This is a genomic window from Sphingobacterium athyrii, assembly GCF_003071065.1.
In the GTDB taxonomy this organism is placed as follows: Bacteria; Bacteroidota; Bacteroidia; order Sphingobacteriales; family Sphingobacteriaceae; genus Sphingobacterium; species Sphingobacterium athyrii.
In genome coordinates, this window is the sequence record NZ_QCXX01000006.1 from 199,786 (window position 1) to 219,499 (window position 19,714).

At 43.2% G+C, this 19,714-nt stretch carries 11 protein-coding genes; 10 read left to right on the plus strand and 1 reads right to left on the minus strand.

The genetic code is table 11. From position 1 onward, the window contains the following. Positions 1-78: 78 nt before the first annotated feature. The 3 genes from DCO56_RS20775 to DCO56_RS20785 all read left to right on the plus strand — a co-directional run bounded on the left by DCO56_RS20775 (position 79) and on the right by DCO56_RS20785 (position 5,227). A complete protein-coding gene (locus tag DCO56_RS20775) occupies positions 79-1,764 on the plus strand; it encodes a RagB/SusD family nutrient uptake outer membrane protein (RefSeq protein WP_108635662.1) in 1,686 nt (561 codons plus the stop codon). A 291-nt stretch (positions 1,765-2,055) separates the two neighbouring features. After that, positions 2,056-3,660: a glycoside hydrolase family 32 protein gene (locus tag DCO56_RS20780; protein WP_108635663.1), complete on the plus strand. Its 1,605-nt coding sequence runs from the start codon at positions 2,056-2,058 to the stop codon at positions 3,658-3,660. Positions 3,661-3,721: 61 nt separating this feature from the next. After that, complete coding sequence (locus tag DCO56_RS20785; RefSeq protein ID WP_219929435.1) at positions 3,722-5,227, plus strand: glycoside hydrolase family 32 protein; 1,506 nt, start codon at positions 3,722-3,724, stop codon at positions 5,225-5,227. A gap of 60 nt (positions 5,228-5,287) precedes the next feature. Here DCO56_RS20785 and DCO56_RS20790 read toward each other — a convergent pair whose 3' ends face one another. Continuing rightward, a complete protein-coding gene (locus DCO56_RS20790) occupies positions 5,288-6,436 on the minus strand; it encodes an alginate lyase family protein (RefSeq protein ID WP_108635665.1) in 1,149 nt (382 codons plus the stop codon). A 156-nt stretch (positions 6,437-6,592) separates the two neighbouring features. Between DCO56_RS20790 and DCO56_RS20795 the strand changes: the two genes are divergently transcribed. From DCO56_RS20795 to DCO56_RS20825, 7 genes are all read left to right on the plus strand, one after another. Further along, positions 6,593-7,192 (plus strand): RNA polymerase sigma-70 factor, encoded by a 600-nt coding sequence (locus tag DCO56_RS20795; RefSeq protein WP_108635666.1) that lies wholly within the window; start codon positions 6,593-6,595, stop codon positions 7,190-7,192. Between the two features lie 67 nt (positions 7,193-7,259). After that, the gene (locus tag DCO56_RS20800) at positions 7,260-8,534 is read left to right on the plus strand and encodes a FecR family protein (protein WP_108635667.1); all 1,275 of its coding nucleotides are present in this window, start codon (positions 7,260-7,262) and stop codon (positions 8,532-8,534) included. Positions 8,535-8,783: 249 nt separating this feature from the next. Then, positions 8,784-12,320, plus strand: a complete 3,537-nt coding sequence (locus tag DCO56_RS20805) for a SusC/RagA family TonB-linked outer membrane protein (RefSeq protein WP_181390632.1) — start codon at positions 8,784-8,786, stop codon at positions 12,318-12,320. Positions 12,321-12,334: 14 nt separating this feature from the next. Next, positions 12,335-14,101, plus strand: a complete 1,767-nt coding sequence (locus DCO56_RS20810; protein WP_241254804.1) for a RagB/SusD family nutrient uptake outer membrane protein — start codon at positions 12,335-12,337, stop codon at positions 14,099-14,101. A 72-nt stretch (positions 14,102-14,173) separates the two neighbouring features. Then, positions 14,174-16,816, plus strand: coding sequence for an alpha-L-fucosidase (locus DCO56_RS20815; RefSeq protein WP_108635669.1), 2,643 nt, complete (start codon positions 14,174-14,176; stop codon positions 16,814-16,816). 29 nt (positions 16,817-16,845) lie between these two features. Beyond that, positions 16,846-17,811, plus strand: a complete 966-nt coding sequence (locus DCO56_RS20820; RefSeq protein ID WP_241254803.1) for an SGNH/GDSL hydrolase family protein — start codon at positions 16,846-16,848, stop codon at positions 17,809-17,811. 53 nt (positions 17,812-17,864) lie between these two features. Beyond that, positions 17,865-19,706 carry an alpha-L-fucosidase gene (locus DCO56_RS20825; RefSeq protein WP_108635670.1) on the plus strand — a complete coding sequence of 614 codons (1,842 nt, stop codon included), beginning with the start codon at positions 17,865-17,867 and terminating at the stop codon, positions 19,704-19,706. Positions 19,707-19,714: the final 8 nt, after the last annotated feature.

The window sequence follows — 19,714 nt, forward strand, 5'->3', positions numbered from 1 at the left end:
CGAGAATCCTTAGATAATGGACAAAGGAACCAAAAGAATAATCCATCAATATGGAACATGTTAATAAATAGAATTCCAATGAAAAAAATAACCAATAAACTAGCGATAATAATGATGGTGTCAACCGGCCTACTGTCCGGATGTACCAAGTTTCTGGAGCAGACCCCCAATGCTGTACTGAGCTCCGACCAGGTAAAGGAACCTGAAAGATTACTGACGGCTACGTATGCTGCTTTGGGCAATGACCATTATGATGTACCTTTTAGCCTCTGGCCTTATGGTACAGTAAGGTCTGATGACGCGTACAAAGGTGGTTCGGGTCCGCAGGATATTCAAACGTTCCATTTTTTGGAGGTATCCAGCAATATTACGACCAATTTTGCGGAGCTGGATAAATTATGGTTTCAGCTGTATGTAGCCATTTCACGTGCCAATACGACGATCAAAACGATTCAGGAAATGGATGGTTTTGAAGGAAAGGAGGGAAAATTGGCCGAAGCAAGATTTCTGCGAGGACACTTCTATTTTATGCTTAAAAACCTCTTTAAGTATGTGCCCTATATCGATGAAAATGTGCCGATAGATAATTATGAAACGGTATCAAATCGAGCGTTGAGCAACGATGCACTCTGGCAAAAAATTGTCGACGACTTTCAGTACGCGGTAGATCATTTGCCGACCACGCAAACGGAAATTGGTCGTGCCAACCGAATTGCAGCTGCTGCTTATCTTGCGAAAACATATCTGTATAAAGCTTATCGCCAGGACAATGCCGAGCGACATGCCGTAACAGGAATTAACTCGGACGATCTGAATAAAGTGTTGGAAAATACAGACATTGTACTTGCTTCAAATCATGCACTTGAAGCGGACTTCGCTTTCAACTTTTTGCCCGGGAAATATGAGAACGGTACAGAAGCAATTTTTTCAGTTCAATTTTCAAAAGATGATGGAACCAAGTTTGGCCGTGTGAATTTCTCGGATGTGCTCTCTGTGCCAATGGGTGTCGGTTGCTGCGATTTTAATAAACCTAGTCAAAGCTTGGTAAATGCATTTCGCACGACAGGAAAGGGTGTGCCTCTTGATAACTACAATACTTTAAATACGTTCAACGCTTCGGAAAAATATGACCCAAGGTTATTTCATACCGTAGCGATTCCGGGACTGCCTTATAAATACAATACCAAACGCACCTATCAAGAGAGCTGGAATCGTAATCCCGCGGACTATTCGGTTTATGCTTCGCTGAAAGAGAACGTTGATCCTGATTGTGATTGTTTTGTACCGATGGCTCCATTTTTTGCGAATACCAAAAACCGTATTGTGCTGCGTGTGGCCGATGTCTTGCTGATGCGTGCCGAAGCACTTATAGAATCACATCGTCCGGCCGAAGCCTTACCGTTGATCAACCAAGTGCGTCTGCGTGCAAAAAATAGTGCCACAATGACGGGGTATGCCACCGATAAAATGTTGATCGAAACGTATAAAAATGGTGAAAATATCATATGGAACGAGGAAAATGCACGGAAGGCTTTACGTTGGGAGCGCCGTTTGGAATTAGCGATGGAAAATGGCCGGTTCTTCGACCTGGTACGCTGGGGAATTGCGGATCAAACCATGAATGCGTATTATGAATCGGAGAAATCGCGTCGTTCTTATTATGCTGTAGCTCATTTTACGGCAGATAAGAATGAGTATTTGCCCATTCCGGAAGCACAGATCAGGTTAAGCAAGTACCTCTATAAACAAAACCCGGGATATTAAAACATTAGCCAATGCCTCTTGTGGGAATATTAAAACGAACGATAGGATAGTGTCTTGTGGTTCCGTCAATATTGGTCTGTTTTCAATTTTTACGCTAAAGAGCTTAGAAAATAGTTCCGATATACTTTAAGCAAAAAAAGACTGAAGCGCCTAGGTAGTGACAATTCATCATAATGAGATGGTTGTTGCGAAGATTGAACGTAAGTGAAACAGGATGGATTAGGAGGAATTAAAGATACTGTAGGGGAATAGGCAAAACAATAGTAAGTAATAGTTTTATTGAGATCGTAAATGAAAACAAAATTTTATTTAATTCAGGTGCTATACTTGATAGCGTTGCTGACAAGTTGTAAAAGTGGTGATCAAAGCTTGCCTCTCGATAAGCAGAGTGATCCAGAAGCAGTAGATCGGTCTATTTCCTGTACTTCGGTACAGGAAGCCGGTCTGTTTCAGACCTTTTATAAGCCACAGGAGGGATTTGTCGGAGATCCCATGCCGTATTACAATGCCGATGATAGAAATTATTATTTGTTTTATCTCTACGAAAATGCCAATCGTCATCCGATTTATGTGACCAAAACCAGCGATTACGCCACATTTGATGGTTTTACACAAGTATTGCCGGCCGGGGCTATCGGAAGTCAGGATGAATGGATAGGGACAGGCAGTTTTATTAAGAAGGATCAGACCTATTTTTGTTTTTATACGGGGCATAATGGCAACCTGAACCCAGCCGAAAAAGTGATGATCGCGACTTCGACAGATTTACTGAATTGGACAAAGCAGCCTGCCTGGACAATAGAGGCCGCTCCGGGGTATGACCAAAACAATTTTCGGGATCCCCATGTCTATTGGGACGAAACTCGTGGCAGTTACGTGATGTTGGTAACCACGCGTAAGGATGGCAAAGGTGCTATTGCACGGTATACATCAGCAGACCTGAACAATTGGTCTAGTATAACACCCATCGTAGCGACAGATGCACAAGCTGTAGGAAAGTATCAGATTGAAACGGATGCAGAAATACTGGAGTGTCCAGATCTATTTAAAATGGGAGACAAATGGTATTTGACATTCTCCCGGATCAATCGGGACGCGCATCGCAAGACTTTTTATCGCATTGCTGATTCACCCGATGGCCCTTGGAAAATATGTCGAGATGCAAACGGCCATCATGAAACTTTTGATGGCTTATACCTTTATGCTGGCAAGACAGCAAGTGATGGAACAGCGCGCTACCTATCGGGTTGGTGCTCCACAGGGCAGACCATTAACAGTAATAATGAATTGCCCTGGTCTGGAACTTTGATTACGCACAGGCTATTGCAGGGGCCGACAGGGAGATTATATCCGGGTATTCCCGCTGCTGTGGACAATAAGTTTAATGAGGAGTTACTGTTTGAAAAGCTGAATGCTGTTGGAAATGTTTTGGAAAATAATAAAACATATCGTATAACGGCGCAGTCCAATGGGAGGAGCTATGCACAATTCAACAGAAACAAAACCGCTGTTAAAATATCAATGACGATAGATGCTTCGCAATCTGACCACTTTGGTTTCACTTTTGGTGCTTGTGACAATCCTTCTGAGTTGTACAGTATTGCCTTCGACTTAACTTCTGCAAATCGCTGGGGCATGCCTTCGCTCTTTATGAATCGGGAAGTCAGTTTGGGGGGGACAGCTGGAAAAACAGAACTTAACTTTACGCCGTTGATCATACCTGCCGATAAACGTTTTGACGTAAAAATTGTCATCGAAAAATCTATCTGTGTGGTCTATGTTAATAATAATGTCGCTTTTACCAATCGTATTTATAAAATGGAGCAGAATCCATGGACGATTTATGCTGATCAGGGTACCATTAAAGTCAATATGATGAAAGTCGAGAAATCATAAGAAATATCGCTATTTTATGGACAAACATAAATAACCTGAAATGATATAAACTAAATAAGCTATGAATAGAATAAAGAAATATGGAACTATGCTGCTTCTTGCGGGCATAGCGAGTACAACATTTGCGCAAGTTGATTCGAAAGAAATAAAAGATCCTAAGGAAAAATACCGTCCGATCTACCATTTTACGCCCGGACAAGGCTGGATGAACGATCCGAATGGCATGGTATATATCAACGGAAATTATCACCTCTTTTTTCAGCATAATCCCGAAAAGCCAGTCTGGGGGCCTATGCATTGGGGGCATGCGACCAGCAAAGATCTGCTTCATTGGGATGAAAAAAAGATTGCCTTATATCCGGACAGTTTAGGAACTATTTTCTCGGGCAGTGCTGTGATCGATAAGGATAATACGGCAGGTTTTGGAAAAGGTGCCATGGTCGCCATTTTTACCCATCACAATCATCAGGAAGAAGACCGGAAAACAGGATTACATCAAAACCAAAGTTTGGCGTATAGTTTGGATGAGGGCGCTACTTGGACAAAGTATAAGGGGAATCCGGTGCTGCCAAATCCGGGTATATGGGATTTCAGAGATCCAAAAGTAATGTGGCATGCGCATAGTCAACGTTGGATCATGACTTTGGCAACCAAGGATTGTATTACCTTCTATTCATCTAAAAACTTAAAGGAATGGAATAAGGAAAGCGAATTTGGCAAAGAGGTGGGCGCCCATGGCGGAGTCTGGGAATGCCCAGATCTTATTCCCATGGATTATAAGGGCGTTACGAAATGGATTTTGTTGGTGAGTATCAATCCAGGAGGACCTAACGGCGGCTCGGTGACACAATATTTTGTCGGTGATTTTGATGGGCATCAGTTTCGTACCGAGGATACCAAAATTAAGTGGTTGGATTGGGGACCGGATAACTATGCTGGCGTAACCTGGAGCAATCTAGGCGATAGACCTCTGATGATTGGTTGGATGAGCAATTGGCAATATGCTAATGAGGTGCCTACGACCGCATGGCGTTCCTCATCAACCATACCCCGTGTTTTATCCCTGGAAAAAGTTGGACAGTCTTTCTACGTCGCGAGTACTGCGCCTAAAGAAATTGAAACTGCATTTCGGCCGTTAAAAAAATACCATGACGGCGGGGCGAAAGAAGTCTCATTCGAGGAACACCTTCCACAAGCGTACCGTTTGGACCTCAAGAAATTGAAGCAACAGGCTTTTAAAGTGATCTTATCAAATGAATCCGGTGACGAATTGGTCATTGGTTATCGTGAAGACCAAAATGCATATTACATCGATCGTTCTAAGTCCGGCGAAGTGTCTTTCAATGCGGAATTCGCTAAAACGGCTTTGGCGCAACGCTTGTTGAATACCGGAACATTGTCTTTCAGCTTGTATGTCGATGTGAGCTCTGTGGAGCTTTTTGCAGATGGAGGACTGACGACAATGACCAGCTTATTTTTTCCGAATAAGCCAATAACCAAGATTCGTATCCTAGGGGATAAAAAGCTGGAGTTTCAAGAGCTGAGCATCGCTGAGTTTAAAAAATAAGCGCTGGTTTGTGCGATTAAAGCGATCCTTTGTCACGACAAGGATCGCTTTAATCCTGCGCTACTTGGTCGTATTGTCTGGACGCAAGTGTGCCGGCATTAGTGTTGGGAAGGTCCACGCAAAATGATTTTTTTTGTAGACCACGGGACGATAAATGGAGAGGTACGAATCAAATTCAGGCGTATGATAAATATCCTTCATGGCTTCGAACAGATTGGAAGGCCAGACTCCCACTGTCCTGTCCTGAATGTCAACATCAGGATTCTTAAACCAAGGCCATGTTGTCGGATGTTGATTGTAATAATATAAATAATCTATGGCCCGCTTGATTGATTTTCCATCCTTCGTTGCTGCAAAAAGGTTTTCTCCCGTGGCGTTGTGTATGCACCACATGGAGGCTGTCAATGGAGCCAAAGAAAAGTACGTATACCATAAACCTTTCTCACCCCGTTTTACTTCTTCGATAAGGTGACCATCTGCTGCGATCTTTTCAAAAAGATCAGTCTTGATTAAGGCTATTGTAAAAGAAAGCTCTTTTTGGTCATCAAGAAAATTTGCTGAAAGTAGATTAGCAAATCTTGCCCAATCAGCAATATTATTGGGTCTTTCACGTAGGAAATGTGTCGCTTTTTGATAGACGTTCATAGTCCAGGCCTTAAAATGATCACGGTCGTTCTTCGTCCAAAGAGGATCGTTTTTAAGTAATTCAGCTGCGATCATTAATCCGGCACCAGCATAAGAAAGTACAACGGGTCCGTCAAAATCAGAATATTTTTTATTGATTGTGGCCCAGGAGTTGATGAAATATAGGGCTTTGGATGCATATTTCTCCTCACCGTTTAAGGTATAGGCTAAGGCAGTACAATAGGCCGCAAAAGCATCCGCATGGAGTTTTTTTGCCATGGCACGTTGGCCTTCTTTATCGCTGTAGAAGCCAGGTACACTAAAATCCTCGACAGCATGATGGTCGGCCAATAAAAGAGAGTCGGCCAGTATAATCAACTGCTTGTATGCAGTATATACCGGTTCGGATTTTTTGCTGATTTGGGATTTGACATCATGGATCTGGGTAATTGGGTGCATTAAGGATTGGGCATGACCATGTGTGGGTCTGATAAATAGGCCGGCTAGCAACAAGGTTAATCCTAATTTTAGAAATTGGGTGGTTCGGACCTGGAGGCCGAAAAATAAGTATATGAAATTTTGCATGGTTTTAAATGGATATATTAATTGATTGATTATGCAGCTATGGGGGGTATTAGCTCCTGCAAATTAAGAAAAAATACCACAAGTTTGTAGGGATTCAGAAATTTGATTTGAAATATTGCAGCGAAGTAATTAACTTCATACCTAGAATAATCAATTATGGACATCGATCAAAATCTGCCTGAGAAGGAACTCTTGTGCCAACTCCATCATGGAGATATGCAGGCCTTTGATATTTTGTACCATCGTTATAGCCAAATTATTTACGCCAATATTCTTAAGTTTCTAAAAGATGAAACTAGCGCCGAAGACTTACTTCAGGATGTTTTTCTACGTATTTGGGAAAATAGATCAAAAATAGATCCTGAGCAATCTTTCGCAGCATTTCTGTTTACCTGTTCGCGTAATATTACTTTTAATTTCAAACGACGACTGAAATTGGAGATGGAATCTGAGATCCAGCTCGCCTACGGGGCATCGGAATCCGAGAATACCATTGATAAAGTGCTGGAATCAAAGGAGGCCATGGCCCTGGTTGAAGACTTGTTGAGCAGATTGCCCAAACAACGCCAAAAGATATTCAGGCTATCTAAGCTAGAAGGTAAAAGCTATCAGGAGATTGCGGAAGAAATGGGTATTTCTATTGCTACTGTTCGTGACCATATTGTCAAGGCAAATAAGTTTATCCGAAGCGGTGCACTGCAGGACAATGGTTTCTCGGCCTTGTTACTGATTCTGCTTCTCCATTCTGCACATTAAAAAAAATTTTTTTCTAGAGCAGACCTTTATTCCATGCTGTGTGTATTTACTTTAAAAATACAGCTCAGTGGAGACCAATAAATCTAAAATAGACCAATTACTTCAAAAATATAAGGAAGGGAACTGTTCGCTTGAGGAGATCGAATGGCTACAGCACGCGCTTTCTACTGCTGATATCCATGGTCAGGATGCCATCGACCAAGCCATAGTCGCTAATTTACTGCAGCCTTCTTCTGTAGAGAAAATGAGCGAATCTAGGCAGAAAATAATGCTTGAAAACATCAAAGAGCAAATTCAGCGGAGGGCCGAAGATAGCGATAAGATATCCGATATGGGTGCAGAAAGTATCGTTCCGATGCAAAAGAAAACCATATTTTCTATTCGATGGCTATACTGGACTGCTGCGGCTTGTCTACTGCTCTTTGTTTTTTCAACGGTATTTTGGCGGCAGCAGACGAGTCCTGTTCAGATGGATGGCAACCTGGCTGGGATACAGGATACAATGAAGGATATCGTACAGCCTGGCGGAAACCGTGCGACACTTCGTTTGGCGGACGGTACACTTCTGGAGCTTGATAAGCAAGCATCCGGGATTGTTATGGGCGAAAGTATTACCTACGAAAATGGGAAATCTATTGCTTCCGCCACATTAGGTAAAGAGAGGATGACAGTAGATCCGAGCAAGGTTATGTTGGAGTTAACCACTCCGTTGGGCGGGATGTACCAGATTACTTTACCTGATGGTACAAAAGTGTGGCTCAATGCGGCCTCATCTTTAAAATATCCGATGAGCTTTGCCAAAAATGAACGAAAAGTTATCCTGCTGGGCGAGGCTTTTTTTGAGGTGACCAAAGATAGTTCACGACCTTTCAAAGTGCAGAGTAAAGGACAGGAAATTGAGGTGCTTGGAACCGCGTTTAATGTAAATGCATATCCCGAAAATACGACGATCAAGACGACCTTAATCACAGGGAAGGTTAAATTATCAAAGGAAAATCATGCCACGCTGCCGATATACTTGAAGCCGGGACAACAATCGACCAATACCAATAGCGGAAATATACAAGTTGCAAATGTGGATACAGCACCCTTCACTGCTTGGAAAGATGGCCTGTTTTATTTTGATGAAACACCACTGTCGGAAGCATTGCAGCAGATTGGTCGCTGGTATAATGTAGAAGTGAGATACAAAGCCGAAGTGCCGCAGACGCATTTCTATGGTCGTATAAAACGAAGCAAGCCACTCCGGGAAGTACTCGAAGTATTGGAAGAAGGTGGGCTGCATTTTGAGCTGAACAAAAAACAGGAAAAAAATATCTTATTGGTGACACCATTGCAATAATAACCCTAAATACTGATGAAAAAAGAAATGATCATGGATTCAACCTAAGCTGGAGAAGGGTATAGGCAAGACAAAAAGGGCAGTGCTGGGGGGCACTGCCTTGAATTGGATGCATATACTTACAAGTATTGCCCGAGGGCAAATTTTTGATAACCATTTATAAATAAATACAAACCGTACAAACATATGATTTTTTATCCATTTGTTAGGCTACACCCGTGGAGTTTAACTTTACGAAGTATACTGATTATGAAATTGATCGTACTCATTTCCTTGCTGACCACCATGCAACTGTTTGCTGAGGGAAATGCGCAGACCATAAACTTAACCGCTAAGCATGTGACCTTAAATCAGGTAATGCGCGATATCCAAAAACAAAGCGGGTTTAATTTTTTCTTAAATGGCAAGTCCTTGGCCCAGACTCGTTTGTCTGTCAATATACAACATGCCAAATTGGAAGATGCGCTAAACGCCATTGTAACGCCACTGAATCTGGAGTGGGTCAAAAAAGACGAGGTAATCGTGATAAAACCCAAAAGAAAGCTGCTAAATACCGACCGAAAAGAAGTTCTACAGCGGAGCATTGGCGGTAAAGTCGTGAATGGCAAGGGACAGGCTGTCGTAGGAGCCACTATTATGGTGAAAGGGACCAATATCTCCACGATCACGGACCAAGAGGGAAGGTTCACCATTCAGTTACCTGCTACGAATGGCATCTTGGTATTTTCGAATGTGGGCTACCAGCGTTTGGAAAAAAGTGTCACTGGAAATGACGAATTAAGTATTGTGCTTCAGGAGGAGGTGAACGGTCTGGACGAGGTTGTTGTTGTGGGATACGGAAGCCAGAAACGCGCAAATGTGATTGGCGCTGTATCAACCGTGAGCGGAAGTTCAGTAGAAAACCGGTCAACGTCCACGCTTACGTCTTCCTTGGCTGGACTCGCGGCCGGCGTGAATGTACAGACCACAACAGGAAAACCGGGGGCAGACGGTGCTAATATCCTTATTCGTGGAAAGGGAACATTAAACAATACCTCACCCTTGGTGGTTATCGATGGTATCGTGGGATCCATGGATGCTGTCAATCCCAACGATGTGGAGTCGATTTCGATTTTAAAAGATGCTGCGACGGCAGCAATTTATGGATCTTTAGGTTCAAATGGTGTTATTTTAATTACGACAAAAAAAGGCGCCAAGGGAAAAAATAATGTGTCCTATACGGGCATGGTTTCGATGCTTCGACCCAATAATGTGCCCGAATTTATCACCGACTATGCCCAGCATATGCGCCTTGTCAATGAAGGCTTCAAGAATTTGGGGCAGGCGGCTGTTTATACGGATGCAACGATCAATCTCTGGGAAGAAGCAAAGAAAAATCCAAACGGGCTAACCGAATTTGGTATTCCCAATAAAGTCGCTTATCCGAATACCAATTGGGGCGATGTGCTTTTTGGACAACGCAAACTTTTACAAAATCACAATCTTTCCTTAAATGGTGGCAACGAGAATACGCAATACCTCTTTTCAGTAGGCTATTTCAACAATCCGGGGACGATGCCCGAAACTGGCGCGGACAAGATCCGTATGCGTATAAACTTACAGTCCAAAGTCGCCAAGTTTTTGACTGTAGGCACCCAGACCTTTGGCGATATGCAGAATTTGAGTGTGGCCGATGTGGTTACTGCATATTCCTATCTGACCCAAACTGTGCCCGGAGTGTATCCTTATTACAATGGTGTCTATGGTTTCCCGGCTGCTGCCGAAGAATCGGCCACTGCAAATAATGCCTTGGCTTTTCTAAATGGGATGAGCGGGAAGAACCAGGTCAATCGATTCAATACCACAGTATTTGCAAAATTAAATTTAATGAAAGGGCTGGAGTTTGAATCAAAGGTAAATTATAACCATACGTACACCGAAACCAATTCCCATCAGGTTCCTTATGAAAAATGGAATTTTGCAACAAACAAATTGAGTACAGCGGCGCTATCGTCAGGACAAATAACAACGCAATATGGTGTGACTAAGAACTACAACGTGATCATCGATAATGTATTGCGTTATTCAGGATCATTTGGTAAACACGATGTGGGGGGGATTTTGGGGTACAATGAACAGTATTTCAACCAATATAATATTGGTGCGGCCAAACTGGGACTTGTGCATCCCGACTTGACGACATTTAATTCGGCGACAACAATGAGTTCCATTACAGGCGATGAGCTTGATTACGGTTTGCGGTCCTTTTTTGGCCGTGCCAATTATGCATACGATAATAAATACCTCGCCGAAGCGGTGGTACGGTACGATGGGTCATCGCGATTTGGCACCGCCAAACGTTGGGGCTTCTTCCCGGCCTTCTCCGCGGGATGGCGTGTTTCGGAGGAATCTTTTATGAGTCCGCTCAAATCCTTTCTGAATGATTTGCGGCTAAGAGCCTCCTGGGGGAAAACCGGAAATAATGCATCTCCGGGTAATTACGATCATCTTCCGTCATATGGTACTGTAAATTACTCATTCAATAATCAGGCTGTCCGTGGTTTGGCACAGACTAAGTTGGGAAATGACCTGCTGCACTGGGAAACGACCACCACGACAAATGTTGGCTTTACAGCGACAGCATTGAAAAATAAATTGACAGTCGAGTTTGATGCCTACCGCGCTTACACAGATGGAATTTTATACGTCCCGACTATTCCTGCGACAACAGGGACCGCTACAGCAGCAACGATGAATATTGCCGAAGTCAGCAAACGGGGGATTGAATTGACCTTAGGATACCAAGATAAAATCAGCGATTTTAAATATGGAATATCAGCCAACTTCGCCTATAATACCAATCGGGTAGAAAAATATAAAGGGGCATTGTCGGAGGGCTATGTCACTGATGCCGCAGGTAATCGGGTTTATCAGTCAAATATCGGCATGGTTTCTAACGGGGTAAACCAGCGGATTCTGGAAGGGCACGAAATCAATGAATTCTACTTGTACAATGTGTACCGTGGATCAGGAAACCATTTTCTAACGGATGGTGCTGTTGATAAAAATGGTGGACCGCGCGACGGTATGATCCGCACCGAGCAGGATATGGCCTGGTTAAAGGCCATGGTCGCAGCAGGCTATTTGTTTCAGCCTGCAGATGGCATAGACCCTACCAAGATCTGGTATGGTGATTTGATTTATTCGGATATGAACGGGGACGGTATTTATGGAAATGTGTATGACCAAAAGTTTATGGGCAAAAGGGCAACACCGTCATTCAATTATGGTCTTACTATCAACATGGCCTATAAAGGATTTGATGCGTCTATGATCTGGTCCGCTTCTTCAGGCATGTCGTATTATTGGAATGAACTTTATCTCAATTCATCCATCGTGGCGCAGGGTAAATCGGTACCGGCATTGGTCGCTAACGACCATTATTATTATAATCCTGCAAATCCCTCAGATCCCAACAATCGGATCGATGGTTATTATCCACGCTTAAAAGGCGTGACTGACGCACAGAATGGACGTACCAGCGATTATTACTTGTATAACGCTTCTTTTGTGAAGCTGAGAAATCTTCAGTTGGGCTACACCCTTCCTGAAAGCTTAGCGAGCCGTTTATCGATCGCTAAACTCCGGATTTATTTAGCTGGCGAAAACTTGCTGACATGGACGAAGTTCCCGGGACTGGATCCGGAAATTGGACCAGCAAGTAACGACCCATCGTTGATCAACTCTTCTGTTGTAAACTACCCAACGATGCGCCAATATTCACTGGGTTTGAATCTAACTTTTTAATCCGAATGAGAACAATGAAAAAGATGAAAAAATTTCTGGCGATTGTATTGCTAACAAGTATAGTGGGGTGTAAAAAAGATCTTTTGGATACCTCTCCGTATTCATCGGTCTCCACTGAAACGATGTGGACAACCGATAATTTAACAGATTTGGGCGTTGCGGGAATCTATAGTTCCTTTCGACTCTTAATGGGGCATAGCGGATTGATTTCGCCTTATGAGCTCTATCAGTTTGACCGTTTCTCCTACACTGGGCAGGCACGTTTTGATGAACCCTTATTGACAGGGACCATCACTGCGGGCGATCCCTTATTTATGAATGTTTGGAAGATCCAATACGAAGGTATTCAGCGGGCAAACGACGCTTTGAAAAATATTCCCATAAAGTCGCCTTCAACAGCAGAAAAGAAAGCGAAATATATAGCCGAAGCTAAATTTCTACGCGCTTACTTTTACTTTCGACTCAATCAACTTTACAAAGGAGTACCTATTTACCTTGAGCCTTTTACGGCGGTCGAGGCCATCAAAGGGCGTAGTTCGGAAGATGAGGTCTGGAATCAAATATTGGCTGACTTGAACGATTGTATTGCGGAAACTAATTTTCCGGATCGTTATCCCGCGGGCAATGGGAATTATGGACATGCAACAAAGGCGGCGGCTTATGCCTTACGGGGTAAAGTGTATCTCTATCGAAAAGATTGGGCAAAGGCTGCAGCTGATTTTCAAAAAGTAAAAGATGCTGGCCACACACTCTTCGCTGATTATAAAGCTTTGTTTAAGGAAGCCAATGAGCAATGTCCTGAGATGATTTTTTCCATTCAGCATCGGAGTGAGTCAGGCTATGGAAATAATATGCAATTGTTTTGCGGTTGGCCGTCAGTCTATTCGCGGGGCTGGAATTATTACATGCCTTCACCACATTTGGTCGATCTCTATGAAAATAATGACGGTTCTAAATTTGAATGGGATAAAATCATTCCCGGATATAGCAGTTTAACTGAAAATGAAAGAGAAGTCTTTTTTCTACGCAACAACCTGACGGAGGCTGAGAAAGCGGCCGCGGCATTGAGAGGAGCAAAGATGAGCCTATATCTGCCGCAAGGTAATGAAGAGCGTATCAAAAAAGCCTATGAAAACCGTGACCCTCGTTTGCAGGCCAATGTCGTGACGCCTTATTCGACTTTTAGGGGCGCCTATAATTTTACCAATGTAGAAAGTCTTCAATTTATGCGCTGGCCATTTCGTGGACAGGCACAGGTAGATGGCGATATTCAGAGTGATACACAGATCAATTTCTTTTATTTCTACCGAAAATTTGTTGCGGAAGGAGTCAATGAGATTGTGGACCGTAATTATGGTCCCATTGATTTTCCGATTTTCCGCTATGCCGACGTATTGCTGATGTGGGCTGAAGCATTGAATGAAGACGGGAAATTGAATGAGGCTATTGCAAAAGTCAACGAAGTACGGCAGCGAGCTGGTGTCGCGCTTTTAAATTCAAATGCTGCAACGGCTGTTGGGGGAAAGGATGACTTACGCCTGCGTATTCGCAATGAACGTCGTGTGGAGTTCCCGAATGAAGGAATCAATTACTTCGACGAACTGCGCTGGGGAACTTGGAAAGAGAAGGTGTTTCAAACTGGCAATGGACGTAAACAGATCTGGGGAACAAATGTTGGGAATTACAGCTATAAGGGCGATTTCTTGACCGTATGGCCTATCCCTACCTCCGAAATACAGATGAACGTGAACTTGGTGCAAAATCCGGGTTGGATCGACTAGTTTTTGTAAAATAAAACCGGGGAGTGAGGCTATTTGGAGCTATCCCCGGTTCCATATAAAATAAACCTAAACATGATTGTTTTTAAATATAGCCTATACGTTATTTATTTTTTGACCTTTTTTTATCCTTTTCTTCTGCATGCAGATACAAGTGATATTGCAAAAAAAGGATTCGATTTAGCCGAACGACAATATGCTTTACTGTATCAAGATCATAAGGACATGAGTAAGTATCCACGCTCGGCAGATCGCAACGGAAAAACAACTTTTACGGATATCCGGGATTGGACCGGCGGTTTTTGGGCGGGCTGTCTCTGGTATGTTTTTGACTATACCGGTGACGATAAATGGCGGGACGCAGCATTAAAATGGACGAATTCATTACACCAAAATCAATTCAATACCAATCACCACGATATTGGTTTTGTCATGAATAGCAGTTATGGCAATGCCTATCGGCTTACTGGAGATACAACGTTCAAAGCGATTTTAATCCAGAGTGCTAAATCGCTGCTGACACGTTTTAATCCCAAGGTAGGTGCTATTAAATCATGGGATGTATTTCCTTCTTGGGACGGTAAACATAAATATGAGTTTCCGGTTATTATTGACAATATGATGAACCTGGAGCTGCTTTTTCTGGCTTCCAAGTTATCCGGTGATCCCATTTACCGTAATGCTGCCATTCGGCATGCGGAGACAACACTAAAAAACCAATATCGTCCAGATTATAGCTCTTATCATGTTGTTGCCTATGACCCCAACACCGGTGCTGTATTAAGCAAGGAGACCGCACAAGGTTTTTCGGACAATTCCGCCTGGGCGCGAGGACAAGCTTGGGGATTGTATGGCTTTGTGCTGATGTACCGTGAAACGAAAGACCCAAAGTATCTTGAAGTCGCACAAAAAATGGCGGATTTTTATATAAAGCATCCGCGTCTACCCCAAGATAAGGTGCCGCTATGGGATTTTGATGTCAACCAGCCCGGATTCTTTCCAAATTGGGATTATCGTAACGCTGATTTTAAGTCCGTACCGCGTGATGCTTCTGCCGCCGCAGTCACTGCTTCGGCATTGCTGGAACTGGTTGACTATATGGAAACTGGACAACAGCAGGAATATTTGGATGTGGCCGAAATGATCTTGCGATCATTGGGTTCGCCACAGTACTCCAGTGAGGTTGGAGCAAATGGCTTGTTTGTCTTGAAGCATAGTGTGGGCAGTATTCCGCATAAAGGGGAGATCGATGTACCCTTGGTATATGCAGACTATTATTATTTAGAAGCGTTGATGCGTTGGAACAAGCGAAGACATCGGCTTGCGCAATTGATGAAGGAATGGCAGGAGATGAACAGGCAGAAGGCACCGGCACTCAAGGATTTTCAGCAACAAAAATTTGGACTCTTTATTCATTGGGGGCTGTACGCCATTCCGGCGGGTATATGGAATGGAAAGAAGATAGAAGATTTGGGTAGTCCAAGTGTTGCCGAATGGATTCAATTGGTTGCAAAAATTCCACGGTCCACCTATGCCAAATTGGCGGATCAATTTGCGCCGCAATCTTTCGATGCCGATAAAATCGTTAAAATGGCCAAGGATGCCGGAATGAAGTATCTTGTTGTGACTAGCAAGCATCACGATGGATTTGCCTTATATGGCTCAGCGGTAAGCTCATTTAACGTGTTACAGGCGACACCCTATAAACGGGATGTCATTCAGGAACTTTACGATGCTTGCATTCGTCATCAACTCGATTTTGGTGTCTATTACTCCCATAATATTGATTGGAAAGACGGTAGTGACGCACAGTATGCCACTACCAAAGCACAGCATGATATGCTAAACAAAAAAACTGATGCCTTTGGGGCAAATCTTTGGGACCCCAGTGCCAATTCCTTTGCTTCCTACTTGAATGAAAAAGCAATTCCGCAGGTACAGGAAATCTTACAACGTTTCAAAAAATTAAAATATATCTGGTTCGACATGCCCGGCTTGATGACTGCCGAACAGAGCTTTCGCTTTTACAAAACAGTGTATGACCTCAATCCGAATATCATCGTCTCCGAACGGATTGGTAATGGGATGGGCGATTATGCCATTCCGGGCGATAATCGGATTCCCGATCCTTCGGAGCATTTTACCAGACCTTGGGAAGCCATCGGTACATTCAACCATTCCTGGGGCTATAAATCTTATGATCATGATTGGAAAGATGTGGATGAATTACGGTATTGGCTCTTGGAAATAGTCAGCAAAGGAGGTAATTATATGCTCAATATTGGTCCCGACGCAGAAGGAAATTTAGCCGCACCTGTAAAAAAAAATCTTGCTATCTTAGGGAGATGGTTACGACTCAATGCTGAAGCGGTTTATGGGACATCGCCTTGGACCATCGCACACGAGGGACCAACAATAATTCGGATAACAGACACCGAACAACGGGAAAGAGAGGGATTCAAAGCAGCATTTACTGCCTCGGATTTTTGGTTTACACAAAAGAAAGATTTTGTCTATGCCATGGCTCTCGTAGTACCCAAGGATGGGGTCGTCAACGTAAAGTCTCTGAACCAAAATAAAGCTAAAGTGAAATCAGTGGAAATCTTAGGGTTTGGTCAGGTCCATTTTTGGCAGGATGACCAAGGACTGCAGTTGAAATTACCTAGGAAGATGCAAAATAACAGTTTGGGCTACGCGCTCAAAATAAAATTAAGCTAATTCGAATATTGGCTCTATCAATTATAACGATGTTACAACTAGTAATGAATACAAAAAAAATGCGCGTTTTGTTGCTGCTTTTTTGCTTAAGTTTATGGTATACGCAAGCTATTGGGCAGAAAAAAGGAAATAATTTTGCTTGGGACGCGGGGCAAAAAGTGCTCTTTTTGGGCAATAGCATTACTTACGCCGGGCAATACGTCGCTATGACCGAAAGTCTGCTTCTGAGCAGTCACCCGAAAGGGCAACCTCAATTTATTAATTCGGGGCTACCAAGTGAGACTGTTTCTGGACTCAGTGAACCGAATCATGCCGATGGAAAATTTCCACGACCTTGTCTATTTGATCGTTTGGCCAGCGTGCTTGATAAAATCAAGCCTGAGGTTGTTTTCGTCTGTTATGGCATGAATGACGGCATTTATCTTCCTTTTGATTCCGCCCGTTTTGAAGCTTATAAAGATGGAATTATCCGCCTGCACAAACGCTTGGTTGATCAGGGCGTCAAACGCATAATATGGATGACTCCTCCTGTACATGATGATCCGCAGCTTCGACTCAATGGCTATAATAAAGTATTGGATCGCTACGCCGAATGGCTTATCGGCTATGCCAGAAAGCAGTCCTGGGAAATTATCGACCTCCATTTTCCCATGCGTCGTTATTTGGAAGCCAAGATCGAGAAAGATGCTCAATTTAAGCTGGCAGCAGATGGGGTACACCCTGGAGAACTGGGCCATTGGCTGATGGCAAAGGAAATTGTGCAGCACCTGATACCTGACTTTCCGCTTGAAAGCACATGGGACGACAATTTGCACAATAAGCCAAAACTTTTGCAATTATATGCGCTCGTTTTAAAAAGGCAGACAATTATGAAAGACGCATGGTTGACTTTTGCAGGTCATAAACGACCTGGACTATCCAAGGGAATTCCAATGGAAGATGCAAGCAAAGCATATGCTGCTATCCAGACGGAAATTAAAACTTTGGGTTTCTAATCGGCGATGGTTTGTCATCCGAATGAATGAACTTTTATGTATAAATCTATATCATGATGAAAATCAATTTTTTTAAGTGGAAGTGTGCAGTAGCGGTGGGAATGTTGCTGTGCATGACTGAGGGCGCAATTTCACAGACCAAGTCGCCACCTTATGAAGGTGTGGCTGGTTGGCAAGAGACTCAAGATAAGCGCATGGAATGGTTTAAGGAAGCCCGTTTTGGACTATTTATCCATTGGGGCTTATACAGTGCCGCAGGAGGTTCTTTTGAAGGAAAGCAATACCCACAACATTATGCCGAATGGATTCAGACTTGGGGTAAAATTCCTAGCAAGCAGTATGCTGAAGTGCTGAAACCAAAATTCACATTACGTTCTTTTGATCCGAAGTCCTGGGCGCGTCTTGCAAAAAAAACGGGAATGAAGTATATGGTGCTGACCTCCCGACACCACGAAGGTTTTAGTCTATTCAATAGCCAACAGCCTTATGCCCTGAAAAATGATGTAACGGGTACGGCAAATTTATCGCCAAAGGGAAGAGATCTTTACCGCGAAATTATGGAAGCTTTCCGCCAGGAGGGAATGAAAGTGGGAGCCTATTATTCGCTGTTGGATTGGCAGCATCCCGATTCTTATGAGGCATTTCAGTTAAATCCGAATACGGATAACCATCAGCCTGATCATGAGCGGTATAAAGCCTATCTCTATGGTCAAATTAAAGAGCTTGCCCAACATTATGGGCGTTTAGATATGTTATGGCCCGATTTCAGTAGCAAACAGCGTGAGGGCGAAGCCTGGGGTACAAAACATATTTTGACAGATCTGATCAAATGGCAGCCCAACATTATTATCAATAATCGATTTTGGAATGGACTTGAAAATAAGAACGGTGATATCGGAACTCCGGAGAAATATATTCCACCGACAGGTCTACCTGGCATGTATTGGGAGGTGAGCCATACCATGAATGAAAGTTATGGTTACAGTGCTCACGATCAAAACTGGAAAAGCTTTCCCAAGATCATGCAATTATTTGTAGAAACGGTGAGTAAAGGCGGCAATTTTCTGTTGAATGTCGGTCCGGATGGAGATGGAGCAATTCCCGAACCTGCGGTGCGGATTATGGAACAGATCGGTGATTGGATGAAGATCAATAGTGAAGCGATATACGGAACCACGGCCAGTCCTTTTCAGGCCCTGGATTGGGGCTATTGCACTCAAAAGAACGGTAAATTATACCTGCATGTCTTTGACCGCCCTGCCAGTGGAAAAATAGATCTGCCTATCAAAAACAAGGTGACAGCTGTTTATACTTTGGCTTCGCCCAAAACGAAAGTAAAACCTGCTTCGGAGAATGGAAAACCTGTAATTCCTGTCGATACCTTTGATAAAGGTAAAGGCCCGAAAGTTATTGTTGTTGAAATACAGGGAAAACCAATTATTGAGGAGAGTCTGACCCAGACACAGGCAGATGGGCGTATTGTAATGAACGCAAATAATGCAAAACTACAGGAAGGGAAGGGGTTGAAAATAATTGGCGCACATACCCATGATCCCAATCGTCCAAACGCTATCGGCCAATGGAAAGATCTTCAGGACAGGGTATTTTGGGATATCAAAATTCAAAAACCCGGTAAGTATAAGGTGCTCATTAATTATCTGCCCAACAACAAGCATCGAGGAAAAATTATGCTCTCGATGCTCGGCCAGCAACTGCCATGGGAATTTATAGCTGAACAAGTAACTAAATTTAAGGAAGTGAGTATGGGGACCATAGAAGTGTCTCAGCAAGTGATTGGCGAGCCCAGTACAAAGGTAATTTTGCAAGCTACAGCCATAGAAGGCGATGTTCTACCGGAGATTGTGTCGATTACCTTGGTTCCGATTCAAGAATAAACTATCTT